The 26271-nt window shown below is 61.2% G+C and carries 25 protein-coding genes and 1 pseudogene; 5 read left to right on the top strand and 21 right to left on the bottom strand.

Annotated features, from left to right (window positions below; genetic code table 11):
* The first annotated feature begins 48 nt into the window (after nt 1–48).
* Nucleotides 49–876, top strand: a complete 828-nt coding sequence (locus tag IGW03_RS14045) for a universal stress protein (protein ID WP_194723198.1) — start codon at nt 49–51, stop codon at nt 874–876.
* Here IGW03_RS14045 and IGW03_RS38895 read toward each other — a convergent pair.
* Both IGW03_RS38895 and IGW03_RS14035 read right to left on the bottom strand, forming a co-directional pair.
* Entirely contained in the window at nt 824–2479 is a 1656-nt protein-coding gene (locus IGW03_RS38895; protein WP_194723197.1) for a methyl-accepting chemotaxis protein, read from the bottom strand. The two genes, IGW03_RS14045 and IGW03_RS38895, sit on opposite strands and share 53 nt — an antisense overlap.
* A 329-nt stretch (nt 2480–2808) precedes the next feature.
* Nucleotides 2809–3147: a hypothetical protein gene (locus tag IGW03_RS14035; protein WP_194723196.1), complete on the bottom strand. Its 339-nt coding sequence runs from the start codon at nt 3145–3147 to the stop codon at nt 2809–2811.
* An 859-nt stretch (nt 3148–4006) separates the two neighbouring features.
* On the opposite strand from IGW03_RS14035, the gene IGW03_RS14030 reads away from it, so the two are divergent.
* A complete protein-coding gene (locus IGW03_RS14030) occupies nt 4007–4429 on the top strand; it encodes a hypothetical protein (RefSeq protein WP_194723195.1) in 423 nt (140 codons plus the stop codon).
* A gap of 305 nt (nt 4430–4734) precedes the next feature.
* On the top strand, nt 4735–5004 hold the full coding sequence (locus IGW03_RS14025) for a GlsB/YeaQ/YmgE family stress response membrane protein (protein ID WP_194723194.1): 270 nt from the start codon (nt 4735–4737) through the stop codon (nt 5002–5004).
* Nucleotides 5005–5282: 278 nt separating this feature from the next.
* Here the strand turns inward: IGW03_RS14025 and IGW03_RS14020 are convergent, their stop codons facing one another.
* From IGW03_RS14020 to IGW03_RS13995, 6 genes are all read right to left on the bottom strand, one after another.
* Nucleotides 5283–7025: a long-chain-fatty-acid--CoA ligase gene (locus IGW03_RS14020; RefSeq protein ID WP_194723193.1), complete on the bottom strand. Its 1743-nt coding sequence runs from the start codon at nt 7023–7025 to the stop codon at nt 5283–5285.
* Between the two features lie 49 nt (nt 7026–7074).
* Nucleotides 7075–7839, bottom strand: a complete 765-nt coding sequence (locus IGW03_RS14015; RefSeq protein ID WP_194723192.1) for an SDR family oxidoreductase — start codon at nt 7837–7839, stop codon at nt 7075–7077.
* Nucleotides 7840–7857: 18 nt separating this feature from the next.
* Complete coding sequence (locus tag IGW03_RS14010; RefSeq protein WP_194723191.1) at nt 7858–9075, bottom strand: acyl-CoA dehydrogenase family protein; 1218 nt, start codon at nt 9073–9075, stop codon at nt 7858–7860.
* 100 nt (nt 9076–9175) lie between these two features.
* Nucleotides 9176–9628 carry a PaaI family thioesterase gene (locus tag IGW03_RS14005; protein WP_194723190.1) on the bottom strand — a complete coding sequence of 151 codons (453 nt, stop codon included), beginning with the start codon at nt 9626–9628 and terminating at the stop codon, nt 9176–9178.
* A 209-nt stretch (nt 9629–9837) separates the two neighbouring features.
* Nucleotides 9838–10608, bottom strand: coding sequence for an SDR family oxidoreductase (locus IGW03_RS14000; RefSeq protein WP_194723189.1), 771 nt, complete (start codon nt 10606–10608; stop codon nt 9838–9840).
* 7 nt (nt 10609–10615) lie between these two features.
* Nucleotides 10616–11323 carry a histidine phosphatase family protein gene (locus IGW03_RS13995; protein ID WP_194723188.1) on the bottom strand — a complete coding sequence of 236 codons (708 nt, stop codon included), beginning with the start codon at nt 11321–11323 and terminating at the stop codon, nt 10616–10618.
* Between the two features lie 102 nt (nt 11324–11425).
* On the opposite strand from IGW03_RS13995, the gene IGW03_RS13990 reads away from it, so the two are divergent.
* Nucleotides 11426–12328 (top strand): LysR family transcriptional regulator, encoded by a 903-nt coding sequence (locus IGW03_RS13990; protein ID WP_194723187.1) that lies wholly within the window; start codon nt 11426–11428, stop codon nt 12326–12328.
* 10 nt (nt 12329–12338) lie between these two features.
* Here the strand turns inward: IGW03_RS13990 and fumC are convergent, their stop codons facing one another.
* The 9 genes from fumC to rpsP all read right to left on the bottom strand — a co-directional run bounded on the left by fumC (nt 12339) and on the right by rpsP (nt 21852).
* On the bottom strand, nt 12339–13730 hold the full coding sequence (fumC, locus tag IGW03_RS13985) for a class II fumarate hydratase (protein ID WP_194723186.1): 1392 nt from the start codon (nt 13728–13730) through the stop codon (nt 12339–12341).
* 106 nt (nt 13731–13836) lie between these two features.
* Nucleotides 13837–16719, bottom strand: coding sequence for a bifunctional diguanylate cyclase/phosphodiesterase (locus IGW03_RS13980; protein WP_194723185.1), 2883 nt, complete (start codon nt 16717–16719; stop codon nt 13837–13839).
* Nucleotides 16720–16938: 219 nt separating this feature from the next.
* Nucleotides 16939–17274 (bottom strand): DUF3579 domain-containing protein, encoded by a 336-nt coding sequence (locus tag IGW03_RS13975; RefSeq protein ID WP_194723184.1) that lies wholly within the window; start codon nt 17272–17274, stop codon nt 16939–16941.
* Nucleotides 17275–17745: 471 nt separating this feature from the next.
* Nucleotides 17746–18702 (bottom strand): CobD/CbiB family protein, encoded by a 957-nt coding sequence (locus tag IGW03_RS13970; RefSeq protein WP_194723183.1) that lies wholly within the window; start codon nt 18700–18702, stop codon nt 17746–17748.
* 81 nt (nt 18703–18783) lie between these two features.
* Complete coding sequence (locus tag IGW03_RS13965) at nt 18784–19464, bottom strand: CoA pyrophosphatase (RefSeq protein WP_194723182.1); 681 nt, start codon at nt 19462–19464, stop codon at nt 18784–18786.
* A gap of 279 nt (nt 19465–19743) precedes the next feature.
* On the bottom strand, nt 19744–20127 hold the full coding sequence (gene rplS, locus IGW03_RS13960) for a 50S ribosomal protein L19 (protein ID WP_194723181.1): 384 nt from the start codon (nt 20125–20127) through the stop codon (nt 19744–19746).
* 105 nt (nt 20128–20232) lie between these two features.
* On the bottom strand, nt 20233–20991 hold the full coding sequence (gene trmD / locus IGW03_RS13955) for a tRNA (guanosine(37)-N1)-methyltransferase TrmD (RefSeq protein WP_194723180.1): 759 nt from the start codon (nt 20989–20991) through the stop codon (nt 20233–20235).
* A gap of 51 nt (nt 20992–21042) precedes the next feature.
* A complete protein-coding gene (gene rimM / locus IGW03_RS13950) occupies nt 21043–21573 on the bottom strand; it encodes a ribosome maturation factor RimM (RefSeq protein ID WP_194723179.1) in 531 nt (176 codons plus the stop codon).
* Nucleotides 21574–21597: 24 nt separating this feature from the next.
* Complete coding sequence (gene rpsP, locus IGW03_RS13945; protein WP_151636918.1) at nt 21598–21852, bottom strand: 30S ribosomal protein S16; 255 nt, start codon at nt 21850–21852, stop codon at nt 21598–21600.
* Nucleotides 21853–22069: 217 nt separating this feature from the next.
* Here rpsP and IGW03_RS13940 point away from each other — a divergent pair, with 217 nt between their 5' ends.
* Nucleotides 22070–22417 carry a TM2 domain-containing protein gene (locus IGW03_RS13940; RefSeq protein WP_323744973.1) on the top strand — a complete coding sequence of 116 codons (348 nt, stop codon included), beginning with the start codon at nt 22070–22072 and terminating at the stop codon, nt 22415–22417.
* A 103-nt stretch (nt 22418–22520) separates the two neighbouring features.
* On the opposite strand, the gene IGW03_RS13935 is transcribed toward IGW03_RS13940, so the two are convergent.
* The 4 genes and pseudogenes from IGW03_RS13935 to IGW03_RS13920 all read right to left on the bottom strand — a co-directional run.
* A complete protein-coding gene (locus tag IGW03_RS13935) occupies nt 22521–22958 on the bottom strand; it encodes a DUF4864 domain-containing protein (RefSeq protein ID WP_194723177.1) in 438 nt (145 codons plus the stop codon).
* A 143-nt stretch (nt 22959–23101) separates the two neighbouring features.
* Nucleotides 23102–24892: an acyl-CoA dehydrogenase gene (locus IGW03_RS13930; RefSeq protein ID WP_194723176.1), complete on the bottom strand. Its 1791-nt coding sequence runs from the start codon at nt 24890–24892 to the stop codon at nt 23102–23104.
* 162 nt (nt 24893–25054) lie between these two features.
* Complete coding sequence (locus IGW03_RS13925) at nt 25055–25984, bottom strand: electron transfer flavoprotein subunit alpha/FixB family protein (RefSeq protein WP_194723175.1); 930 nt, start codon at nt 25982–25984, stop codon at nt 25055–25057.
* Between the two features lie 161 nt (nt 25985–26145).
* A pseudogene (locus IGW03_RS13920) lies at nt 26146–26271 on the bottom strand (electron transfer flavoprotein subunit beta/FixA family protein); the annotation flags it as partial.

Raw genomic sequence — 26271 nt, 5'->3', positions numbered from 1 at the left:
GAAATGCAAGCCGCGCTGCGCCTTCACAGCGCCTCGGCAGAGAATCCCATGGCCTACAAAACCATCCTGGTGCATGTCGATGAATCCGCATCCGCCGGCGAGCGCATCAAGATCGCTGCCGCGGTCGCCATGGCGGAGCAGGCGCACCTGATCGGCACCGCAACCACCGGCGCTTCCCGTTACCTGGTGCAGGCACGCATGCTGGCGGAACTGGATCCCAACCTGCGCACGCACCTCGACTTCCTGCGCCACCGCGCCAGGCAGGGATTGGAGGACTTCGAAGCCGCCGCGCAGAAGCTGGGACTGCCTTCCTACGAAAAGCGCCTGGTCGATGATGAAGCCGGCGGAGGCATCTGCCTTCAGTCGCGCTATGCCGACCTGGTGGTGATCGGCCAGAACGATCCGAAGGAGTTGTCGCCGGTCGTCATGCCCGACTTCGCCCAGTTCGTGGTGCTCAATTCCGCGCGGCCGGTGCTGGTCGTGCCGTACGCCGGCCGCTTCGACAATATCGGCACGCGGGTCTTGATTGCCTGGGATGCCGGCATGGAAGCGGCGCGCGCCGTGGCCTGCGCCCTGCCCCTGCTGCGCCGCGCCCAGCATGTCGAAGTGGTCAGCTTCGATGCGCGCAGCCAGGCGATGTCGCCGGGCCGCGATCTTGCGCAGTATCTGGCGCGCCATCACGTGCACGCGGAAGTGCTGCAGCGCCAGTCTGACGGGCCGGTGGGCGATGCGCTGATGAGCCTTGCCGGCCTGCGCGGCGCCGACCTGCTGGTGATGGGCGCTTACGGCCACATGCGCTTCCGCGAACTGATGCTGGGTGCCGTCACGCGTGCAGTGCTGGAATCGATGCGCGTGCCGGTGCTGATGTCAGCCTGAGAAGCGTTCCATCTCTCGCGGAAGGCAAGGCTGGAATGGCATGCGCGTCGTCGCCGGAGAGTCGGAAAACGCTGACCACGCGCGCCAGGCCCACGGCCTGATCCTGCAGCGACCCCGCCGCCGCCGCGGCTTCCTCGACCAGCGCCGCATTCTGCTGGGTCACCTCGTCCATCTGGTTGATCGCCTGATTGACCTGCTGGATGCCGTCGGTCTGCTCCTTGCTCGCCACCGAGATCTCACCCATGATGTCGGTGACGCGGCGCACGCTTTCCACGATGTCCTGCATGGTGGCGCCGGCCTCGTCCACCAGCCTGGCGCCTGCATCCACCTTTTCCACCGAATCGTCGATCAGTGTCTTGATTTCCTTGGCAGCGGCGGCCGAGCGCTGGGCAAGCTGCCGGACTTCGGTGGCGACCACGGCGAAGCCCCTGCCCTGCTCGCCGGCGCGTGCGGCCTCCACGGCGGCATTGAGCGCCAGGATGTTGGTCTGGAAGGCGATGCTGTCGATCACGCCGATGATATCGACGATGCGCCTTGCCGAGGCGTTGATGGAGCCCATGGTGTCGACCACCTGGGAGACGACCGCTCCGCCCTTGAGCGCCACTTCGGAAGCCGACAAGGCAAGAAGGTTGGCCTGTTCGGCACTGTCGGCGTTTTGTTTCACCGTTGCAGTCAGCTGCTCCATCGAGGACGCGGTTTCCTCCAGCGAGCTGGCCTGGGTTTCGGTGCGTTCCGACAGGTCCTGGTTTCCGGAGGCGATGCGGCCTGAATCGGCGGCAATCGTCTCGGTGCCGTTCCTCACCTCCCGGACGATGCCCGCCAGGCTGGCATTCATGTCTTTCAGCGCCTGCAGCAGCTGGCCGGTTTCATCGTGTGCAGATACCTCGATCTCCCGGCTGAGGTCGCCCGCCGCCACCCGGCGCGCAACCTCGACCGCTTCGGCCAGGGGCCTTGCAATCGCATGCATCAGCCACACGCAGATCAGCATGCCGAGCAGCACCGAGAGAGCAATGCCGGCCGCACACGAAAACCTGACCCAGTCATGGATGCGCTGGTTGTATTCGTAATCCTTGCGTGCCGCTTCCAGATGATGCTGCATGAGCGCCGAGACCGCTTCCTCGACCGGCGCCGCAAGCGGCTCCAGACCGCCGTGGACGATGCGCGCCGCCGTTTCCGTATCGTTGGCGCGCAGCGCGGCCATGGCCGGACGCATGCCTTGTTCGATGAACCGGTTGCCGGCCGTTTTGAAACGGCCCATCATCGCCGCTTCATCCGCAGGCATGTGCTTGTCCGAACCGAACGCCGGATCCTTCCAGGCCGCATCGATCTCGCCGATGCGGCTTTCGATTGCATCGAGCTGCTTGCTGCGATACTCCGCATTGCCGCCGAGGGCGTCGGCAATTTCGATCCGGTTTTTCTCCATCAGACGGATGATGCGGTCGAGCTGACTCACCGGCAGCAGCCGATGCTTGTAATTGTCTTCGAGGCCGGCATTGGCCAAAGACAGGCTGCCCAGACCGATCACGCCTCCGGCAATGCACATGAGTGAAAGAAAGCCGACGACAAAAACGAGACGCGATCTGATGGTCAGATTGGATAGCACTGGAACCTCCCTCCATGACGGACAAGCGCTTCCGTCACAGCCGGAAGTCGCATCGCAGCATAGAGAGCGGACGCCGCAAAAACATTGATCTGAGTCAACTATTTACGGGGGTGCAAGGAACTGCGAATGGATGCAGGGACGCGTGAAGGAAGGAAGATGCCGCCGGTCCGAAGGACCGGCGTTTAAACGTCGCCGCGAGCCAGGGCGATAGAACGGATAAAACGGACTTGACGGACAATCACAGCGGAGCCGGGTCCCTCATGACGCTGCTGCCGCGCTTTGCATCAGCCTGCGGTCAGGCCACCGTGCAGATGCAAAGCTGGACCGATTCAATGCATGCTGGGCTGGTTCTGCTGCGGCTGGGCAGGCGCAGCTTCGGGCGCCGGCTTCGGTTTGCCCTGCGCATCGCTGAGGCGGTATTTGGTGCGGCGATCGCCCATCAGGTCGCGCAGTTCGCGGATGCTCATGCCGGTGGTTTCATGCATGCGGATCAGCAGCGATGCGCCGATCGGCAGGCGGCGATGGCGGATCTTGCTGATGACCGGCGGCGCGACTTCAAGCATGCGCGACAATGCCGCATCGTTCTTGAGATTCATTTTTTCAAGCAGGGTGTCCAGAAGGCGATTCGGATCGTAACTCTCTTGTCCTGCCAACGCGTGTTCAGTCATGATGATGTGCTCCTGTGGTGACGTTGTAACCGATCGTACTCGGGTGTAACAAATGACAACTTGACCCTGATTAAGTTTCCTTCCGCACCAGAATTTGTCGCCATTTTTTTCTCCGACTGCGGCAGCGCAATGAAACTTCAATTAGCATTTATGCACTACCTTCCCAAGGGGAAGACCGCAACAAATTGCGGCGAAACGTACCCCATAACAACATGGACAACGAGCAAGGGCTGCAAGTTCTGCCTGTATTGTTTTCAACCATACATGGAACATTTACACGAGCAAACTGCCAAATGAAGTAGAGCTTTCTCCAATCTTCCATCTCCTCACAGCCTTACCGATATCTACCGACAGCTTCGAGCATGCGATGAACCGAGCAGGCGATCCTTGTTCCGGAATGCAATGCACCTTTGAGAGGCATTGCCGGGAACGCCCGTGTCTCCAAGCCTTGTCGGGACCGCGCAGCCTGCGGCGAGCCGGCATGATGCCCGTACCCTTATCCGCAGCGTACAAAACGCTTGTTTCGATTTCACCCTTCGCAAGACCTCGTCGCAGGTTAGGCACAGGAATTGCACAAGCACTGTAGACGCAATTGGCCCGATGGGCTTTCCCACTATCAATGACATGGAGATTGTTATGAACTGGGATACGGTCACACAGAGCAGGTATCGGCATGCAGCGGCCCTATCCCGGCAAAGGCGCTTCCCGCATTGCGGCCTTGCACGCACGGGCAATGCCTGCGCCTTGTCCATCGAAACCCATTGAATTTCATCCGCACGTCATGCGCGGCATGCATTGTGTTCCGCAGCGCTCCCGGGCGGCACGAATGAACGCGACATGACGCGGTGTGCAGTATGCAATGTGCAATGCTACCGGCGACATCAACATCATGAATCAGACATCGATCATCAGCGAAGACATGCGACCCGGGCGTGCTGCCCGCACCAATCGCCGTTCCCGCAATACTGCGCCGGCTTTCGGCGCCGTCACCGGTCAGCAAGGAGAAATAGACGTGGTCATCGACACGCTTGAAACGAACGTCATCTGCATCTCGCCAGGCTTGCATGACACCTGGGACATTTCCGAGAAAGGTGGCGAACAGCCTATCGCTTCATTTGACGAAAAGGAGGATGCCTATGCATATGCCAGTTACCTGAGGACGATCCAGCCGGGAGTTACGGTCCTGGTAGAGGACGACGAAGGATTCTCGCCGCTTCCGGCCGAGGATGAACATCGGTACGGGCGGAATGGAGCAAGACGTTCCCTCCGCAGTATCAGCTGAACATTCGGAGCCGGAGCTTGCCGGGGGCAGATGAACATGAACGATGCATGCATTCACAACCACGCAGCGCGCCTTCAATGCATTCATCATCCGGCGATGGTTTGCATGCGAGATGCTTTCTGTGTTCGGGATGCGCTTCAAGGTGCAAGCGGCCGAAGCGGCCTGTCAGGACAAGGGGAAACGCGACATGCGTCAGCCGAATCCATGCGGTTTCGCAAGGCCGGAAGCCTTCCGCAGCATGAACCATTTCACATGCAGCCAGTCTATTCGTGTAGCCAGTCTATCAACATACATAGGAGGTAAAAATGAATTTTATTATCTGGATTATCGTAGGTGGTATTCTCGGCTGGCTCGCCAGCATCGTGATGCGTACAGATGCCAGCCAAGGCATGCTCCTGAACGTTATCGTGGGTATCGTAGGTGCACTGCTTGGCGGTTGGCTGCTCGCTCCGCTGTTTGGAACAGGTACCATCAACCAGAATGACTTCAGCATCTCCTCGCTGCTGGTATCGTTCCTGGGTGCTGTAATCCTGCTGGCGATCGTCAATCTGCTGCGCCGCGGCACGCCCCGCTAATCAGGGCGGCATAGGTCTCTACAAGTCTTTTCCGGTCCATTCAGTCCGGACCGGAATTGAGTGAATCACCCGGCTTGCACCCCGGCGCTGATTCGATGGAGCGGAATACCGGCATACGGTGTTCCGCTCCATTTGCTTTCAGGCCCTGCTTTTCCAAGCCTCCCTTTTCTCGTCCTCTTCATCGCCCTTTCCCCGCTGCGTCACCAGGCATTCCGTGTTCCAATGCGGCCAGCCTGAGAGCCACTAGCCTGCTGCGCCGGCATCCGAGCGCAGGCGCATCATGACGAGCGTTTGCGGGCTTCCTCGTCGTACAGCTCTTTTCTCGACAGCTTGCCGACCGGCGTCTTCGGCAATTCCTTGCGAATCTCCATCGACTGCACCATTTCATGCTTGCCCAGCCTGCGCTTGAGGAAGGTCTTGAGTTCGTCCAGAGTGAATGCCGGCGCATCCTTCTTCAATGCGATGAAGGCCTTCGGCGACTGTCCGCGGTAGGCATCGGGCACGCCGATCACGCTGACCTCGGCCACCGAAGGATGCTCGTAGATCGCCTCTTCGATCAGGCGCGGATAGACGTTGTAGCCGCCGCACAGGATCATGTCCTTGGTGCGGTCGACGATGAACACGAAGCCGTCCTCGTCCATCCATGCGACATCGCCGGTACGGAAGAAGCCGTCGGCCGTCATGGACGCCGCCGTCGCATCGGGCCGGCGCCAGTAGCCCTTCATGACGTTGGGCCCCTTGATGCACATCTCGCCGCGTTCTCCCTGGCTCACTTCCTTCAAGGGATCGTCGACGTCGACGAACTTGAGAACGACGCCCACGGTGGGCATGCCGCAGGAGCCGACCTTCTGCATGCCGTACACCGGCGTGAAGGTCCCGGTGGGCGAGGTTTCCGTCATGCCCCAGCCCTCGACGAGACAACAGCCCGTCAGGTGCTGGAAGCGCTGGTTCACCTCGACCGGCAGCGGCGCGCCGCCCGAGCCGCAGAATTTCAGCGCGCTCAGGTCATGCTTTTCAATGTCCGGATAGTTGATGATGGCGGTGTACATCGTCGGCACGCCGGGAAACACGGTAACGCGCTTGGCCGACAAGTCCTGCACCACCGCCTGCACATCGAAGCGCGTATGGAGAATCATCTCCGCTCCCATGTGCAGGCCGAACAGCATGTTGACCGTCAGCGCATAGATGTGAAAGAGCGGCAGGACCGCCAGCACGCGCTCCTTGCCAGGCTCGAGCACTGGCGGATCGCCGCTGACGACGGCGGCGATCTGGCTGCATGCCGTCGTCAGGTTGGCATGAGTCAGCATGGCGCCCTTGGGCATGCCCGTGGTGCCGCCAGTGTACTGAAGGACCGCGACGGCTTCCGACACGTCATCTACCGGGTAAGGCGTGAACATGCCGTCGTTGTCCAGGAGGTCGGCAAAATCGACATGATGGGTGTCCTGCACCGGCTTGGCGAGCAAGCCGCCCTTTTCCATCTGCGCCTGCACCGCCTCCGGCTGCGCGCTCATCTCTGCAATGCTGCCGACGACAAGCCGCTTCAGGCGCGTCCTGCCTATCATCTGCCGCATCTGCGGATACAGCGACGCCAAGTCCAGGGTGACGATGAGATCCGTCTCGCTGTCGCCGATCTTGTGTTCCAGCACCGTTTCGGCATCCAGCGGGGAATAATTGACGACCGTGCCGCCGGCATTGAGCACGCCGAAGAAGGCGATCACGTAATGCGGCGTGTTGGGAAGATACAGCCCGACATGCACGCCGGGTTTCACGCCGAGGGACTGAAAACCTTTCGCAGCGCGGCGGACCAGCTGCAGCAGCTCCCGGTACGTGGTTCGCCTGCCCATGAAATCGATCGCATGATGATCCGGCCAGGCTGCCGCTGCGTCCTCCAATAGCTGCGGCACCGGCATGGTTTGCAGCGGTGCATCCCAGCGCACGCCGGCGGGATAGGATTTGACCCATGGATACGGTCTGCTGCCTGCGCCTTCGGTTCCTGCTGCTGCCTCGACTTCCTCTGCCATGCGTGCTGTCTCCTTTGTATATATTGATCGGACGTCGATCCGATGCGGTTCAGATGGCGGTGAGTCCGCCGTCCACCGCGAGCTGGTGTCCGGTCACGAACGAGGCGCTGTCGGAACAGAGCCACAATGCCGCATTCGCGATTTCCTGCGCCTCGCCCAGGCGCCCGATCGGATGCACTTTCTCCACCGCCTTGCCGCGCCGCGGTTCGCGCTCGATTGCGCGGTCCATCATCGGTGTGCGGATGATGCCCGGGCAAACCGCATTGATGCGGATACCCGCACGCCCGTATTCCGCCGCCGCAGTCTTGGTCATGCCGACCACCGCATGCTTGCTCGCCGCATAGATGGGCTGGGTAGGTGCGCCCACCAGGCCGGCGACCGATGCCGTATTGACGATCACGCCCCCGCCCTGCGCAAGCATCTGGGCGATCTCGTATTTCATGCACAGCCATACGCCCTTGACATTGACGTTCATGATGCGGTCGAACGTGGCTTCATCGGCCTCGGCCAGCGGCCGGTGCTCGATCTCGATGCCGGCATTGTTGAATGCGCAGTCGAGCCGGCCGTAGCGCTCGACGACGGCGGCCACCAGCGACTGCACGTCGGCTGACTTCGAGACATCGGCCCGGATGAAGACGGCGTCACCTCCGGCTTGGCTGATCATCGCAACCGTTTCGTCGCCGCCCGCCGCATCCACATCCGACACGGCAACCCGCGCGCCTTCCCTGGCGAAGGACAGCGCCGCCGCCCGGCCGATTCCGCTGGCCGCGCCGGTCACCAGCACGGCCTTGCCATCGAATGCCAATGTACTCATCTCATTTCCTCGTCAGTGTTATTGATATCGCTTGAGCTCGAGCTTGCCGATCTGGTTGCGGTGGACCTCGTCCGGACCGTCCGCAAGCCGCAGCGTGCGTGCCTGGGCATAGGAATAGGCCAGCTTGAAATCGCTGGTCACGCCGCCGCCGCCGTGCGCCTGAATGGCCCAGTCGATTACCTGGCAAGCCATGTTGGGCGCGGCGACCTTGATCATCGCGATTTCCTTCGCAGCCACCTTGTTGCCGACGGTATCCATCATGTGGGCGGCGTTGAGCACGAGGAAGCGCGACTGGTCGATCATGATGCGCGCATTGGCGATGCGCTCGAGCGTCACGGTCTGTTCCGCCACCGGCTTGCCGAAGGCGACGCGCTTGAGCGTGCGCTTGCACATGTCTTCCAGCGCGCGCTCGGCCAGGCCGATCAGGCGCATGCAGTGATGGATGCGGCCCGGTCCGAGGCGGCCCTGGGCGATCTCGAAGCCCCTGCCTTCGCCGAGCAGGATGTTGGAGGCCGGCACGCGCACGTTCTCGAACACGATCTCGGCATGGCCGTGCGGCGCATCGTCATAGCCGAAGACCGGCAGATTGCGCAGCACGTTCACGCCGGGCGTGTCGCGCGGCACCACGATCATCGACTGCTGCAGGTGGCGGTTGGGATTCGACGGATCGGTCTTGCCCATGAAGATGAAGACCTTGCAGCGCGGATCGTTGGCGCCGGACGACCACCATTTGCGGCCGTTGATCACATAGTCGTCGCCGTCGCGCACGATGGAGGATTCGATGTTGGTGGCGTCCGAGGAAGCCACCGCCGGTTCCGTCATCGCGAAGCAGGAGCGGATCCTGCCTTCGAGCAGCGGCTGCAGCCATTGCTCCTTCAGTTCCTCGCTGGCATAGCGTTCCAGCGTTTCCATGTTGCCGGTGTCGGGCGCGGCGCAGTTGAAGACCTCTGCCGACCACAGCGCGCGGCCCATGATTTCGCACAGCGGCGCGTATTCGAGGTTGGTGAGGCCGGCGCCGCGATGCGATTCCGGCAGGAAGAGATTCCACAAGCCTTGCGCGCGCGCCTTGTCCTTGAGTTCCTCGATGACGACGGTGGGTACCCAGGGGTTGCCCTTCTTGCGGTTGGATTCGACCTCGGCGTAATAGCGGTCCTCGTTCGGGTAGACATGTTCGTCCATGAAGGCGATCAGGCGCTTCTGCAGTTCCTTGACCTTGGGGCTGTATTGAAAATCCATTTCTCTGCTCCGTCGTTGAATGCGCAGCCTGGGTTGCGCAGGGTGGTCGATGAGGCCGGTATGCCGACGCATGGAGGCAGGCCGTCCCGTGTTCTACTGACTACTGATTCTTGACTTCGATATTGCGCGCAGTGGCAAGCGCCGTCGCGCACAGCGTTTCCTTGCCCTCGCGCAACGCGAATACGTCGGCTGCGCAAACGCTGAGCAGCCTTCCCGCATCGACGACGCGGCCGCGTGCAAGCAGCGCTTCGCCGTCGGCGGGCCCGACGATCTTCAGCGTGCAGTCGATGCTGGCATTGATCCATCCGGACGGCAGCAGGGTGCTTGCTGCGGCGACGGCTGCAAACTCGGCCGGAGCGAAGATGGCGGTGGCCTGCAGCTGCCCGGGGCGAAAGCTCCATGCATCGCGGTAGGGAATGAACAGATCCACTTCGCCCGGCGCGACGCGCCTGAATTGCAGGCCCAGTTCGCGCGCCATCGGCATTGCCAGCACTGCCTTCTGCAGGACCTCGGCATAGGCCGGATTGGCGCGCTGTGCAGCGTGCTTGCTCATGGCCATCTCCTTTCAGGGACGTGCGAAAGCAACCCGGCGCCATCGAAGGCACCGTTGCATGTCATTATGGAAAACACGGGCCTGAAGGAAGTCGCAGCGGTCCGGCTTTGCAGGGCGGAAGTACTCCGCCCTGCCGCCGTTTTTATGGTGCTGCTTCGTCTCCACCTACTCTCGCTTCAAATGCCTATTGTTTGCTGCTTGCTGCCTTGTCAGCCGATCAGATAACCGCCGTCGACATTGAGGGCGGTACCGGTGGTATAGCTCGATGCGCCCGACGCCAGATAGAGCACCGCACCCGCCATTTCATCGGGATGCGCAACGCGGCGCATCGGCACATGCGGCATCATCCGGTTCAGCACTTCCGGGTTCTGCACCAGCGCGGCCGCAAACTTGGTGTCGGTCGCGCCGGGCAGCAGCGCATTGACGCGCACGCCGGATTTCGCGCACTCCTTGGCGAAGGCCTGCGTCATCGAGATCACCGCCGCCTTGGTGATCGAATAGATGCCCTGCATGTCGCCGGGAATGACGCCGTTGACGGATGCGACGTTGACGATGCTGCCGCCGCCGTTCTTCGCCATCAGCTTGGCGCCATGCACCGAGCTGTAGAAGTAGCCGCGGATGTTGACGTCGAGCGTCTTCTGGAACGAGGACAGATCGGTATCGACGATAGCCCCGAAATAGGGATTGGTCGCCGCATTGTTGACCAGTACGTCGAGACGGCCGTGCTTCTGCTCGATGGCGGCGAAGATGGCTTCGATCTGAGCCATTTCGCCGATATGGCAGGCGATTGCCTCGGCCGAGCCGCCGGCTTCGCGGATCTTGGCAACCACGGTTTCGCAAGCGTCCTGCTTGCGGCTCGATACGATCACATGCGCGCCGTAGGCGGCCAGCGTGGTGGCGATGGACTCGCCGATGCCGCGGCTGGCGCCGGTAACAAGCGCGACTTTGCCCGAAAGATCAAACAGGTTTGCGTTGCTCATGGTCTTCCTATCGGTAAGTGATGGTGTGAGGCTTGCCCAGCCACTCGAGGTGAGCATAGTTGTTCAGCGTGCTAAGGGTCACGCGGTCGCCCTGGAACAGCAGCTTGGTCACGGCGCAATTGACGAGCGACCAGTTCAATTCCGCGACCTGCTTGTTCTGCAGGTTGAGGACATGCTGGCAGATGGTGGAAATGGTGCCGCCGGAAGTGAAGACGAGGATGCTCTGCGACTTTTCCGCGCCCGCCATGACCCGGCGCAGCGCCTCCACGCAACGCCGCTGGAAGACTGGCCAAGGCTCGCGGTACTCGCTGTCGTAGAGACCGCTCATCCAGCGCGACATGGCCGCCTGGAAAATGTCCTGGAACGCATATTTCGCCTTCGGACTGGAAGCCAGGAAGCGCTTCACCTCTTCCGGATCGTCGAATTCCGGACGGTGCCTGACCATGATCTCGTGGTGATCGTATTCATTGAAGTCGGGATCGGTTTCCCAGTCGAGATCGACGCGGGAGGCCTTCGGCAGCGCAGCAATGCAGGCATCGGCGGTCTGCCGGTGCCGCTTCATGCCGCCGCAGACGACCCGGTGGAAGTTCTGGTGGGTGCTGACAAACCATTCGCCGAGCAGGCGGGCCTGCTCCTGACCCAGTTCCGACAGCTGGTCGTAATTGGCGCTGCCGAATGACGCTTGTCCGTGACGGACGAGGTAGATCTGTCCCATTGAATGCTTCCCTGTTTGCTGCAGTGCGGTGAGTTGTAGGAAGCTTATCGCCGGGGTTAGAATCGATCAAATGAATAGTTATTATCTGATCGCATAAATTTCATGCATATATCGCGAGTCGATCTCAATTTGTTCACAGTCTTCGAAGCCATCTATACCGAAGGCAGCGTCACGCGCGCCAGCCAGAAATTGAACCTGACGCAGCCGGCGATCAGCCATGCCCTGAACCGCCTGCGGCAGATGTTCGACGATCCGCTGTTCGTGCGGCAGGGACATGCGATGGTATCGACGCCGCTGGCGCGCAGCATCATCGATCCGATCCGCCGCTCGCTGCGCAGCCTGGAAGTGACCTTGAACGGCGTACATGCTTTCGATCCGGCAAGCACGCAGAAGCGTTTCAACCTTGCCTTGCGGGACGTACTGGAATCCACCATCCTGCCGCCGCTGATGCTGCGCATCCGAAAACATGCTCCGCAGGTGGATCTTGCCGCCAGTCATGTCGAGCGGCGCGAACTGGAAACCGAACTGGCGGCCGGCACCCTGGATGCGGCCATCGACGTGCTGCTGCCGCTGTCGAGCGACATCATGCATACCCGCATCTATCAGGATTCCACGGTGGTGGTGGCGCGCAGGGGCCATCCCGACATCGGCGGCAGCCTCGATCTCGACACTTACCTGAAGCAGGATCACATCCTTGCCAGTTCACGCCGGCGCGGCCTGGGGCTGGAGGATTTCGAGCTTAGCCGCTTCGGCGTCGAAAGGCGGGTCCAGCTGCGCTGCCAGCATTATTTCGCCGCCTGCCGGGTGGTGAGCCAGACCGACATGCTGCTGACCATGCCGGGACGCTATGCGCATGTGGCCAACGAGCAGTTCGGCAACCAGATCCTGCCCTTCCCGCTCGACGTGCCGGCCTTCGACGTGTTCCTCTACTGGCATGCGAACGTCGATGGCGACCCGGCCAATGTCTGGCTGCGCGAACAGATCATGCAGTCCGCGCAGGACTAAGGAAGACGCCTCAGCGCGGCGCCACCATCGCTTCCGGCCGGACCCAGCGGTCGAAGTCTTCCTCGCTGACATGTCCCAGCGCCAGCGCCGCCTGCTTGAGCGTGGTGCCGTCATGATGGGCGCGCTTGGCGATCTGCGCAGCCTTGTCGTAGCCGATGTGCGGCGCCAGTGCCGTCACCAGCATCAGAGAGCGCTCCATCAATTCGCCGATGCGCGCATGATCGGCTTCGATGCCCTGCGCGCAGTGCTCGTCGAAGCTGTGCATGCCGTCGGCCAGCAGGCGCACGCTCTGCAGGAAGTTGTGGGCGATGAGGGGCTTGAAGACATTGAGCTCGAAGTTGCCGGAGGCGCCGCCGATATTGAGGGCCACGTCGTTGCCGAACACCTGGCTGCACAGCATGGTCATCGCTTCGCACTGCGTGGGATTGACCTTGCCCGGCATGATGGAACTGCCGGGTTCGTTTTCCGGAATGGTGATTTCGCCGAGACCGGAACGCGGCCCGGAGGCCAGCCAGCGCACATCGTTGGCGATCTTCATCAGCGCCGCCGCCAGCGTCTTCAATGTGCCATGCGCGGCCACCAGCGCATCATGGCCGGCCAGTGCGGCGAACTTGTTGGGCGCGGTCCTGAACGGCAGGCCCAGGGCATTTTCCAGTTCGGCGGCGACGCGGGCGCCGAATTCGCGGTGCGTATTCAGGCCGGTGCCGACGGCGGTACCGCCTGCCGCCAGCTCTAGCAGCGCGGGCAGCGATGCCGATACGATGGCATGCGCATGCTCGAGCTGGGCCACATAGCCGGAGAATTCCTGTCCGAGCGTGAGAGGCGTCGCATCCTGCAGATGCGTGCGCCCGATCTTGACGATGTCGGCAAACGCCTCCGACTTGCGCGCCAGCGTCGTGCGCAGGGCATCAATGGCCGGCAGCAGCGATTTGGCGGTGCTGGTGGCTGCGGCGACATGCATGGCGGTGGGAAAGATGTCGTTCGACGACTGCCCCATGTTCACGTCGTCGTTCGGATGCACCAGCCTGCCCTCGCCGCGCCGCCCGCCCAGCAGTTCGGACGCGCGGTTGGCCAGCACTTCATTCATGTTCATGTTGCTTTGCGTGCCGGAGCCCGTCTGCCAGACCGACAGCGGAAATTCTTCATCGTGACGGCCTGCAATCACTTCATCTGCGGCGGCGATGATGGCATCGGCTTTCCTTGCATCGAGCTGCCCCAGCTCTCGGTTGACGCGGGCGCAGGCGCGCTTGACCTGGGCCAGCGCCAGCACCAGGCTGGCCGGCATGCGCTCGGTGGAAATATGGAAGTGATGCAGCGAGCGTTGCGTCTGGGCACCCCAGAGCCGGTCCGCCGGCACTTCGATGGGCCCAAAGGTATCGCGTTCTATCCGGGTGTTGGCCATGCCGTTTCTCCGTAGCTTCATTGCTGGTTGTTGTAGCGGTTCAGCGTTTCGATTCGGTATGCCGGTGCGCGTTCCCATGGCGGGAACGCTCGGCCTGCACGATATGCTACACCTGCGGGAGAAGTCGGGATGTGTCTTGCGGAAGGGAGCGCCGCTGGCGCAGCAGCTGTTCGAATTCCAGCGCGGGCAGCGGGCGGCTGAAATGATAGCCCTGCATGTAGTCGCAGCCGTGGCGCTTCAGGTAGGCAAGCTGGGCTTCGGTTTCCACGCCTTCGGCAATCACCTTCAGGCGCAGGCTGTGGGCCAGCGAAATGATCGACAGCACGATTGCCTCGTCATCAGGATCGATGCTGATGTCCCGCACGAAGGACTGGTCGATCTTGAGCAGGTCGATGGGGAAGCGCTTCAGATAAGACAGGCTGGAATAGCCGGTGCCGAAGTCGTCGATCGACAGGTGCACGCCTATCGTCTTCAGGTCGCGCAGGATGCAGACCGCATGTTCGATGTCGTTCATCATCATGCTTTCCGTCAGCTCCAGCTCGAGCAGCTGCGGCGCCAGGCCGGATTCGGCGAGCGCGTCCTTGACCGTCTGCGCCAAGTCTTCCCGATAGAACTGGAAGGGCGACAGGTTGACAGCGACCCGCAGCGGCCCCAGGCCGGCACGCTGCCAGGCAACGCATTGGTGGCAGGCGCTGCGCAATACCCAGGCGCCGATCGGCACGATCAATCCGGTTTCCTCGGCCAGTTCGATGAAGCGGCCCGGCGGCACCATGCCAAGTACCGGATGCTGCCACCGGATCAGCACTTCCATGCCGATCACCCTGCCGGTGGAGATATCGACCTGCGGCTGGTAGTGCAGGAAAAATTCCTCGCGCTCCAGCGCGCTGCGCAGGTCGTTTTCGATGCGCAGGCGCTCCATCGCATGCTCGTTCATCGCCGGCGTGAAGAACTGGAAGTTGTTCCGGCCCGTTTCCTTGGCACGGTACATCGCGATGCCCGCATGCTTGATCAGCGTATCGGCCTCGACGCCGTCGGAGGGGCAGACCGCGATGCCGATGCTCGACCCCATCACGAATTCATAACCTTCGATGACGATGGGCTCGGCCACCGTGTCCATGATGCGCTGCACGATAACGGGCGAAAGATGATCTTCGGTGCGTTCCGACAGCAGCAGCACGAATTCATCGGCGCTCATGCGCGCAATGGTATCGGTTTCGCGGACCGCGCCGCGCAGGCGGTTGGCCACGATCTTGAGAAGCTCGTCGCCCGCCCGGTGGCCCAGGGTATCGTTGACAAACTTGAAGCGGTCGAGGTTCAGGAACAGCAGCCATACCGAATGCCCGTAGCGTGTGGCATAGGCGCTCGCCTGGCGCAGGCGGTCCTGCAGCAGATTGCGGTTGGCCAGCCCTGTCAGCGTGTCGCGGTTGGCCTGGAATTCCAGTTCGGCCTGGTAGCGCTTGGTAGCGGTGATGTCATTGATCGCAACGACGAAATGATTGACGAAGCCGGTCTCGTCGCGCACCGGCGCGAGGTAGGCATCGCTCCAGAACATGCGGCCATCCTTGCCGTAGGTCCGCAGCGTGACACGCGTCTCCCGACTATCGCGCACGGCGGCAATGATTTCCTGGATCTCTGGCTGCGCCCGGTCATCCGCCCAGAGCAGGCTGCAGCTGCGGTTCATGACATCCTCCAGCGAATATCCGGTGATGCGCTCGAAGGCGGGATTGACGTACTGGATCGGATAGCTGGGCGCCGCGGCGCTGGTAATGATGATGGCGTTCGCGCTGGCTTCGATGGCCCTCTGGCGCAGCTGCAGGGCCTCTTCCGCGCGCCTGCGGGCCGCGATATCCTCGACCAGCCTTGCATTGGCCTGGCGAAGCTCGGCAGTGCGCTGCTCCACCAGGCGGTGCACCCGCAGCGAACGCAGCGACATCGCATGGAAAAAGCCGACGATCAGCAGGCTCATCAGTATGCCGCCTGCCAGCGTCGTTACCGATCCCGCATGGCGGGCCATGAAGAATTCCGGCTGGCGCGAGATGACGATCTTCCAAGGGCGGCCTGCGAGATCGAAGTCGTGCATCACCTGTTCCGGCTGATCGCGAAGCAGCCACTGGGGAATCGGCGCCTTCGCCTTGGCGGCAAGCTCGTCGCGAGACAGCGGACGATCTCCCCTGCGGAAGGCCAGGTTGCGGTCATCAGGCTCGGACCCGGCATAGACGCTGATGCTGAGCGAAGGGTCGTTCAGCATGCCGCTCTCGGCGAGTATCTTTTCGATCAGCACTTCGGCCTTAAAGACGGCGGCAGTGTCGCCGATGAAGGCCGCGCGGCGTTCCTCGACGCTGTCAAGCGGCATGCCTGGACGGTAAAGCGGCATCACGACAAGGAAGCCGGTTTTGCGCCCGTCGCCCTGCGCGAGCTTGAGCAGGGTCGTGGAGGTGGGCTGTCCGCTGTCGGTCGCCCAGCGCACGGCTTCCATCAGCTGGACATTGGGAGCGACATCCAGCCCCAATGCAGCCTCGTTGCCTCTCACCGGCTCGATATAGTCGACGATCAGATACTGCGATGCGGACTTCGCGGGTACCAGCCGGCCGTCTTCCAATCGGCGCATCACGTACCCCGGATGGATGCGCCGCATCTCCGCCTCATAGGCCTCGCGCTCCTCGGCATTGACGACACGATGGAAATTGAGCGCCTGAATATAGGCATGCCGATGCAGCAGCGGCTGGGAAAAATTTCGAAACTGTTCGCGGCTGACGTTCTGAAAGCTGACGAAGGTCTGGTTGAGCACCCGGAGCGTGTGTATGGTTTGGTCCAGCTGCTGCTGTATCGTCAGTATGCGGATGTTCGCCCGCTGCTGGAATTCAAGTTCTACCTTGTCGTGTTCCAGCCTTCGGATGCCGGCAAACAGCACGAAAGTGGCGATCAGGCTGACGATCAGCGCCAGCGCCGCCGCTGCGGAAGGGGAAAAAGGCTGGCGGCTCCTGGGCATTCCTTCTCCACTGAAATTGATGAGACTGCTGAGCGGCCGTGGCTATTGAAAGCTTGAGTCCTGCAAGGTTAGCCGATTCCTTTCCATAAGGAAAGCTGTGACTGAAAAGATGCAGAAATGATGCGGCAGAAACGAGATGTTGCGAGGGACGAAGTTGGCAACGGAGGGGGCTACGGCAAATTGTTCGGGGCTCGTGCCCGGAGGCCGGCAAGCGAATGGCTACTTGGTTTTCTGGTCGGGCATGAGGCAGGCGTCGACGATCTGCAGATCGTTATCCTTGGCGAAATTGACAACAAAATGATAGGCCAGCGGTTCGATATCGCGCAGGGCCTCGTTGACAACCACCGACTTTACGCCGCCAAGCACCGTGGGGCGCACATAAGGCGAATAGCCAAGATGTGCATTGCGTCCGCCGCTGCCTTCAGGACGAAAGCATGACATGACACCGCACAGGCGCTCCGCCCAGTCGCTCGGCCGGAACTGCCTGCCATCGCTCGTCAGACCCTGAATAAAGAATTCGCGTGCGACAGTCGTAGGTTTTTTGAATTCGGCCATGTATGCGGCTTGCCTTCCTGACATTGCTGTTCCGGCTTTGGCGGCGCGGGGATAGTTGCGCAACCTGACCGATGTTTCCGCCGCCAGTATGCGGCAGCAGTCCTTCAATATTCTTGCATATTATATCTTATAGAAGAGTTGGAGCGAAACAACATCCCGCATTATGAAAATGTCACCGGATGATTTTGCAGGTTCCTCTTCATGTCCGGGTCCGGTTTTACGACAGAAAGTATTGCCCTATGCATGCTGCAAGGTGGAACAATGTTCGTACGTGCAAGTGATGAGCATCCTGTCTCCCGACCTTCGGCGCAAGGAAAGGGTTTGCGGCCTGCGGGACACGGCCATGATGATGAAAGGGCTATGGAGCCTGGACGGGTCGGCAGGCGCGATTAGGCCGTAGACAAGCAAGGAAGGTGCAGGTTCGCGCCCTGCACCCTTGAATGCATGAAATTCGGAATATCAGGAAACGACTCAGCCCAGCCAGACGGCAATGGAGAGCAGCAGGAGCAGCAGCATCCAGAGCAGCAATGCACGCCAGACAAGACCGACCGTGCTCTGCAGCGCACGCGCATTGGCCTCTTCGCCGGGCGGCACATCAGGTTCGATGCTGATCGAATCCACGGTCGCCGCATCCGCCACGGGCAGGCTTGCCGCACTTTCGGTCGCCGTGCCCAGACGCAAGCCCATTGCACCGCCCCCGGCGGAGAGAATGATGCCGATGGCTTCATCCTTCCAGCGGTGGGCGAAGTTGCGCCATGCATAGATGGCATCTTCGAAGTTTCCGACGATCGCGAAGGCAATCGCGGTCAGGCGCGCCGGGACCCAGTCTATCCAGTAGAACGCTCTGGTGGCGAAGCGTCCGAATGCCTCGTTCTTCAAATGCTCGGGCTCGTTCCATGCACGCGCCAGATATTCAGCCACGCGATAAAGGATGGCCCCCGCCGGGCCGATCGGCATCGCAAACCAGAAGAAGACGCCGAATACATTGCGATGCGTGGTGATCAATGCCTGCTCGACGGCCACGCGCGAAATGTCGCTGACGCTCATTCCCGTCACATCCTGCTTGGTCCACTCAGCCAGCAGGCTGCGCGCGCCTGCCTCGTCGCCGCTGCCGAGCGCCATCTGTATCGATGTGAAATAGTGGCTGTAATGACGGAATCCCAATGTCAGGTACACGATCAGGATATTCCAGAGCAGCGCAAGAAAGGGGCTGATTTTGAGGCAGAGCCAGTACACGGCCATGGAGGGCACCAGCAACAGCAGCATCGCCACGACCCAGGCCATGCGGCCGTGCGCTTCCTGGCCGGCATTGAAGGTGGCTTCCATGCGGGCAGCAAGCTGCTTCACCGCCGCATAGATGGGATTGTCGGCCCGCAGCGGCTTGAGCTGCTCCAGAAGCAATGCAAAGAGGATGGAAAGAAAGGTCATTGGCCTGACTTGATATTCATATAGCCGCTACGATAACGCAGTGCAAGATCATAATCAAACCTGCATGATCCCTGTCTGTTGTCAGGCGCGCAGGAAATGGAAGAGATTGCGCAGCATGCCGGCCGTGGCGCCCCAGATGAAGAAGCGGTCATACGGCATCGTATAGAAACTCCGGCGCCCTCCCCCTTCGGGATAGTCGTAGCTGCGCAGCTCATGATTCATGCCGTTCATCAGGAAGTCGAGCGGGACTTCGAAAATCTCCGCAACTTCGAACGGGTCGGCACGCAGCTCGATCGGCGGATGTACAAGGCCGACCACCGGCGTGACCTTGAATCCAGTACCGGTGAAGTAATCCGGCAAGGTACCAAGAATCTCGATATGCCGGCGGTGCAAACCGACCTCTTCCTCGGTTTCACGCAATGCCGTGTCAATTGCCGAGGTGTCAACGGCGTCCACGCGACCGCCCGGCAGGCTGACCTGACCGGCATGGTCGTTCAGATGCGCGGTGCGCTGGGTGAGCAGCATGGTAAGTCCGTTTTCGCGCACGACGAGCGGCATCAACACCGCGGCCGGCGTAGGTTCACCGGCAAGCTTGCGCATGCGGCGCTCGCTGAATTCCTCGCGTATCCATTCAGGCGGGCGGGCAAAGCGCTCTCGCAACGCGAGGACGGTGAGACGCTCCGGATCCACTGCCGGCTCGCCCGCAATGGAATCGACTGGAAGCGCCTCCGGATCAAAGATAAGTTTTGACAAGGCTTGCATCCTCGGATGGGTAGCTCAACAAGATCATCGGTGCCGGGAAGGACAGACACCGTGTATCGGCATGCGGGGCTGTTACGAAATACGTGGCCATATGAGCCATATAGACTTTTGACCGGCATTCCCGCAGCATGACATTGCCGCCATGCCATGGCCTCCTGCCAAGCGCTCCGGGAATTCTAACGTGAATACCGGAGCCGGGTACCGGACACAGAACAAGGCGGCCTGCGCGGAAAAAGAAAAAGGCACCTTGCGGTGCCCTTTTGCCTGAGAACCTGCAGCTTATTCTGCTGCCTGTTCCGCTGCACGGCGATTCGGAAGCTTTTCCTTGATACGTGCGGACTTGCCGGAACGATCACGGAGATAGTACAGCTTCGCACGGCGCACGTCGCCGCGGCGCTTGACTTCGATCGATGCGATCAGCGGGGAATACAGCTGGAATGTACGCTCCACGCCTTCACCCGAGGAGATCTTGCGCACGATGAAGTTGGAATTGAGGCCGCGATTGCGACGCGAAATCACGACGCCTTCGTAAGCCTGAGCACGCTTGCGTGTGCCTTCAACGACGTTGACATTCACAACGACTGTATCGCCCGGTGCGAAATCGGGGATGTTCTTGCCCAGACGGGCGATTTCTTCCTGCTCGAGTGTTTGGATCAGATCCATTTTTAGCTCCTGTAGCCATCTTGCCGGCGCCTGCAACGCTTGAAATGCCCGGTAGAGGATGGGGTTTGACATGCGGACAAGTTGCATCCGCGCGATACTGCGACTTCAAAAACTGTGAGGCAAACTGCTCAAAAACTTTTCATCGGCGCGCGACAGCAAGCCCTCTTCGCGCGCCCTGGCGATCAGATCGGGCCGTTTTCTGGCCGTCACCATCAGCGATTGCTCGCGCCGCCATTTTTCTATTTCCGCATGATTCCCGCCCATCAGGACCGCAGGGACGGACACGCCGTCGTAGACGTCGGGACGGGTGTAGTGCGGGCAGTCCAGCAAGCCATTGACGAAGCTGTCCTCGACCGCAGACACATCGTCATTGAGCACGCCGGGCAGCTGACGGATCACGGCATCCATCAATGCCATTGCCGGCAATTCCCCTCCGGAGAGGACGAAATCGCCAAGACTGATTTCCTCGTCCACGCAGCGGTCGAGCAAGCGCTGGTCCACTGCTTCATAGCGCCCGCACAGCAACACCACGCCGCTTTCGGCGGTGAACTGCATGACCCGCCGATGCGTGAGCGGCTGGCCTTGCGGGGACAGATACACCACGCGGGGCACAGGCAATCCGAGCTGCACCTGGCGCGCCTTCGCCGCCTCGATCGCCGCCTCCAGCGGCTTGGCCAGCATTACCATGCCGGGGCCGCCGCCGTAGGGCCGGTCATCGATCGTACGATAGTTATCGGTCGTGAAATCACGCGGATTCCAGAGGGATAACGCGCATCGCTTCTGCTCGAACGCCCGCCGTGTGATACCGGACTGCGTTATTGCACTGAACATGTCGGGAAAGAGCGTGACGGCATCAAACTGCATCTTGACTCATCCTTGACATGCTGATTTTCCAATCAGCCGCGAAGCCGAAACCTAGAAATCCAGGCCCCAGTCGACAACGATTTTCCTTGCTGGCTGATCCACGATCTTGACGAACTGGTCGACAAACGGAATCAGCCATTCCTTCGGCTTCTGGTTCTCCGCTGCCGGCGCCGGAGCGACAACCCGAAGAATCGGATGCGCGCCGTTGTCCATCAAATCGGCAACCTCGCCCAGCACTTCTCCTTCGAGGTTTTCGACCGAGAGTCCTATCAGGTCAACCCAATAAAACTCGTCGTTGTCCAGCGGAGGAAAATGACTGCGCCGGATCTGCACGGAGGCTCCCTTCAGAGCCTCTGCGGCATTGCGGTCGGCCACGCCCATCAACTTGGCGACGACATCTTCGCCATGTATCTTGGCCTGCAGCATATCGACATCGCGCAGCGCCGGCTTGTCCAGCCACCAGGTCTTCGCATGCAGCAGCGCATCTGCGTCCAGCGAGTAAGGTCTGATCCTTACCCAGCCCTGAATGCCGTATGCGCCGGTGACATGGCCGACCAGCACCAGATCATCGGGGACAGCCATCCCCGAAACAGACTTTACCGACAATTAAGCGGCTGCTTTGCTGCCGGCTTCCTTCACCAGGCGGGCCACTGTCGGGGACAGCTGGGCGCCAACGCCTTGCCAGTAGGCCAGACGGTCCTGAGTGATGCGGAAGGACTCATCCTTGCCGGAAGCTACCGGGTTATAGAAACCGAGGCGCTCGATGAAGCGGCCGTCGCGGCGATTGCGCGAATCAGTTGCAACGATGTTGAAGAAAGGGCGCTTCTTGGCACCGGCACGGGATAAACGAATGACGACCATAATCTGCTTCCAAAAATTATTCTAGGGCGGAAAAAGCCGAGAATTATAGCCCGTTTTCAAGGAGACGGGCAAGCTTGAAAGAATTGCCGCCGGCATTGCTTTCCTTTTTGCTCTCATGCACACTACGCGGCGCCAAATGCCGGCAACCCTTGCCTCCCTGATTCGGGTCGCGGATATCATGCAGGGCAGACAATTCCCTCATTGCAAGCCATCTTCCATGAAGCCTCACAAGAACAAGACATTCGCCGCCCTGCTTGCCGCAATATTGGGCGGCATCGGCGCTCACCGATTTTATCTCTACGGCAAGACCGACCGCTGGGCGTGGCTGCATGTTCTGCTGTTCCCTCTTTCCATTTTCGCCGGCTTCATCGAAGCGCTGGTCATCGGCCTGACTCCCGACGACAAATGGGACGGACAGCACAATCAGGAATCGGGCAGGAAATCGAATTCCGGCTGGCTTCTGATTCTTCTGCTGGTCCTGACCTTCGGCGGCGGCGCAACTGCACTGATTGCAGCCATTGCAAGAACATTCGACCTGCTGTTCACCGGGGGAGCTTACGGCTGATCGGAGTCACATAGATCCGTGAATCCTCATGGACAAGCTGCGCGGCCGGAAAAAAATCCGTGCGGCCTCGAAATGAAAGTTGAAGGGGCTTGCAGAGCCGGAGTCAAGTGGAAACGCTCGTGGTTTCCAGCAACTGGCAGCCGTCTATCTTCCAGCTGCTGTCCTCTTCCTGCAGCATCCAGAATACGGCAAGCCAGACCTTGCTGCTGCCGTCGGTGACACGCACGATCTGCACGGCCTCGCCGCGGATGACTTCCGGCGCGGAGAAGATGAAGCCCAGCGAACGGTAGATCGGCGTGTACTCTTCCTTGATCAGGCGCAGGAAATTGTCGGGGCTGCCGAACAGCATGCGCTTCTGCATCGTGGCCTGGCTGAAGGCCCCATCGGCATCATCATTGGCCAGCGCATCAAGCTGCGACTGAACGGCTTCATGGATGGCGATTGCATCGGCCGTCGTGATGGCGTCGAGCGCCAATGCAGGAGTCCACCAGGGACCCGCCAGTCCAAGCAGCAGGGTTGCCGTAGCCAGCAGCCGTTTCATGATCACCTCCGGACCAGAAACCAGAATCGCAGAAAGAATGCCCTATAGCGAAGATTTCCAATTACCGTTGGAGTTCACGCTGAAATAAAAATAAAGGCAGCCGACGGCTGCCTTCTAGCGTTAGATCAACTTTCCTTGCCTGATCAGAACTGATCCTCCGCAAGCGCCATCACACCCTGGCCGCCGTCGATGATGGCAGTACGATAGGCGAGCGACTGCGGGAGGATATGGTCCGCATAAAAACGCGCGGTGGCGAGTTTGGCTTCATAGAAGCGGGTATCGCCCTCACCTGCCTTGAGCCTGTCCGCGGCGATCAGCGCGGCGCGCGCCATCTGCCAGCCGCCGAGCACGATGCCGGCCATTTTCAGATACGGCACGCTGCCCGCAAACACCCCCTTGATGTCGGTCTTCATATTGCCGACGACATGATTCACCACCTCTTCCAGCGCTGCGACTGAGGCCGCAAGCTGCTTTCCGATGGCTGCCAATTCCGGATTCGCATGCGCAGCCAGATCCTCCCGAGTACGGCGCGCGTGCGCAAGTATGGCTTTCGCAGTAGCGCCGCCGTCGCGCACCGTCTTGCGGCCGACGAGGTCGTTCGCCTGGATTGCCGTCGTGCCCTCATAGATCGGCAGAATGCGCGCGTCGCGGTAATATTGTGCGGCCCCGGTCTCTTCGATGAAACCCATGCCGCCGTGGACCTGCACGCCGCTGGAAGCGACATCGATCGACATCTCGGTCGACCAGCCCTTGACGATGGGCACCATGAATTCATAGAAGGCTTGGTTTTCCCTGCGCGTGGCGTCATCCGCATGATGATGCGCCACATCGTGTGCAGCCGCCGTTACATAAGCCAGCGCGCGTGCCGCTTCGGTCTGCGCGCGCATCGACATCAGCATGCGCCGCACGTCGGGATGGTGAATGATGGCGACAGGTCCGCTGGAGCCTGCGAGATCGCGCGACTGCACGCGGTCGCGGGCATACTGCACCGCCTTCTGGTAGGCGCGTTCGGCCACCGCGATGCCCTGCATGCCGACCGCGAAGCGGGCCGCATTCATCATGATGAACATGTATTCGAGGCCGCGGTTCTCCTCGCCCACCAGTGTGCCGATCGCTCCGCCATGGTCGCCGAACTGCAGCACGGCGGTCGGGCTGGCCTTGATGCCGAGCTTGTGCTCGATGGAGACGCAGTGCACGTCGTTGCGCTCGCCCGGGGAACCGTCGGCATTGACCAGGAATTTAGGAACGATGAACAGCGAAATGCCCTTGACGCCCTCAGGCGCATCCGGCGTGCGCGCCAGCACCAGATGGACGATGTTCTCGGCCATATCGTGCTCGCCGTAGGTGATGAAGATCTTGGTGCCGAAGAGCTTGTAAGTGCCGTCGCCCTGCGGCACCGCACGGGTGCGCACCAGCGCCAGATCCGATCCGGCCTGGGGCTCGGTCAGGTTCATCGTGCCCGTCCATTTGCCGGATACCAGGTTTTCGAGGTAGATCCGTTTCTGCTCGTCGCTGCCGGCCGTCATCAGCGCCTCGATGGCGCCGTCGGTGAGCAGCGGGCACAGGGCGAACGACAGATTGGCGGAATTCAGCATTTCGATACAGGGCGTAGCCACCAGCTTGGGCAAGCCCTGCCCGCCGAATTCGACCGGATGCTGCACACCTTGCCAGCCCGCCTCACCGAAGGCCTTGAAGGCCTCCTTGAAGCCCCTGGTCGTTGTGACTTTGCCGTCCTGCCAGGTACTGGGTTCCTTGTCCCCCGCCACGTTCAGCGGCGCGATGACCTCGCTGCAGAACTTGGCATTTTCTTCCAGTACCGCCTCAACCGTTTCGCGGCTTGCATCCTCGCAGCCGGGCAAGGCACTCACCTGGTCAAGGCCGGCGAGCTCGTTGATGACGAACTGCATGTCCTTCAGCGGGGCGACATAAGTCATTTTCAGTCTCCATAAGAACGGGCAGGATCGCGGGCCGTATGGCGAAGCCGCCGTCGGAATGGCCGGCATCGCGACAAACCCGGCAATCCTGCCCGGTAGCGTTCACTCTTTTTTCGATGGGCGTCGTGCGCCCATTCGGTATTTCTTGTCAGCGGCCCGAAATCAGCCCAGTTCCTTGGTCAGCTGCGGGACGAGCTCGAACAGGTCGCCGACGATGCCGTAATCCGCCACCGAGAAGATCGGCGCTTCCGGATCCTTGTTGATCGCCACGATCGTCTTCGAATCCTTCATGCCGGCCAGGTGCTGGATCGCGCCCGAAATACCCACCGCGATGTACAGCTGCGGCGCCACGATCTTGCCGGTCTGGCCCACCTGCCAGTCGTTCGGCACGAAGCCCGCATCCACCGCCGCGCGCGATGCGCCCATTGCGGCGCCCAGCTTGTCGGCCAGCGGCTCGAGGATCTTGAAGTTGTCGCCCGAGCCCATGCCGCGGCCGCCGGAGACGATCACCTTGGCGGCGGTCAGCTCGGGGCGGTCGGACTTGGCCACTTCGCGCGAGACAAACGCCGACTTGCCGGAATCGGCCGCCGCAGTGATGGTTTCCACTGCAGCGCTGCCGCCTGTGGCTGCGGCATCGAAGCCGGTGCCGCGCACGGTGATCACCTTGACCGGATCAGTGGACTGCACGGTGGCAATCGCATTGCCGGCGTAGATCGGACGCTCGAAGGTGTCGGGCGAGACTACCTTGGTGATTTCCGAGACCTGGCTCACGTCCAGCTTGGCGGCCACGCGCGGCAGGATGTTCTTGCCGTAGGCAGTGGCCGGAGCGAGGATGTGCGAGTAGGAGGAGGCGATGGCCAGCGCCTGCTCGGCCACGTTTTCGGCCAGGCCGTCGGCGAAGTGCGGCGCATCGGCGACCAGCACCTTGGAGACGCCGGCGATTTTCGACGCGGCTTCGGCGGCTGCGCCGCAGTTGGCGCCGGCGACGAGGACGTGGACGTCGCCGCCGCAGGCAGCCGCTGCGGTGACGGTATTGAGGGTGCTGCCCTTGAGGGAAGCATTGTCGTGTTCAGCAATGACGAGTGCGGTCATGATGGAATTCCTGTTTAAAATGCCTTGAAGGGCTCCCTTCTCCCGCAAGCGGGAGAAGGGTTGGGGATGAGGGGGATTACAAGACCTCTCGAGGTATTAATACCTCCCTCACCCCCAACCCCTCTCCCGCTTGCGGGAGAGGGGAGCAGGTCGTAAATGCCTTAGATAACCTTCGCTTCGTTCTTGAGCTTGGAAACCAGCTCTTCCACGCTCTTGACCACGATGCCGGCCGAGCGCTTCGGCGGCTCGGACACTTTCAGCGTCTTCAGGCGCGGCGCCACGTCCAC

Source organism: Noviherbaspirillum malthae (assembly GCF_015352985.1).
Lineage (GTDB): Bacteria > Pseudomonadota > Gammaproteobacteria > Burkholderiales > Burkholderiaceae_D > Noviherbaspirillum > Noviherbaspirillum malthae.
This window is presented reverse-complemented; position numbering and strand designations above follow the sequence as displayed.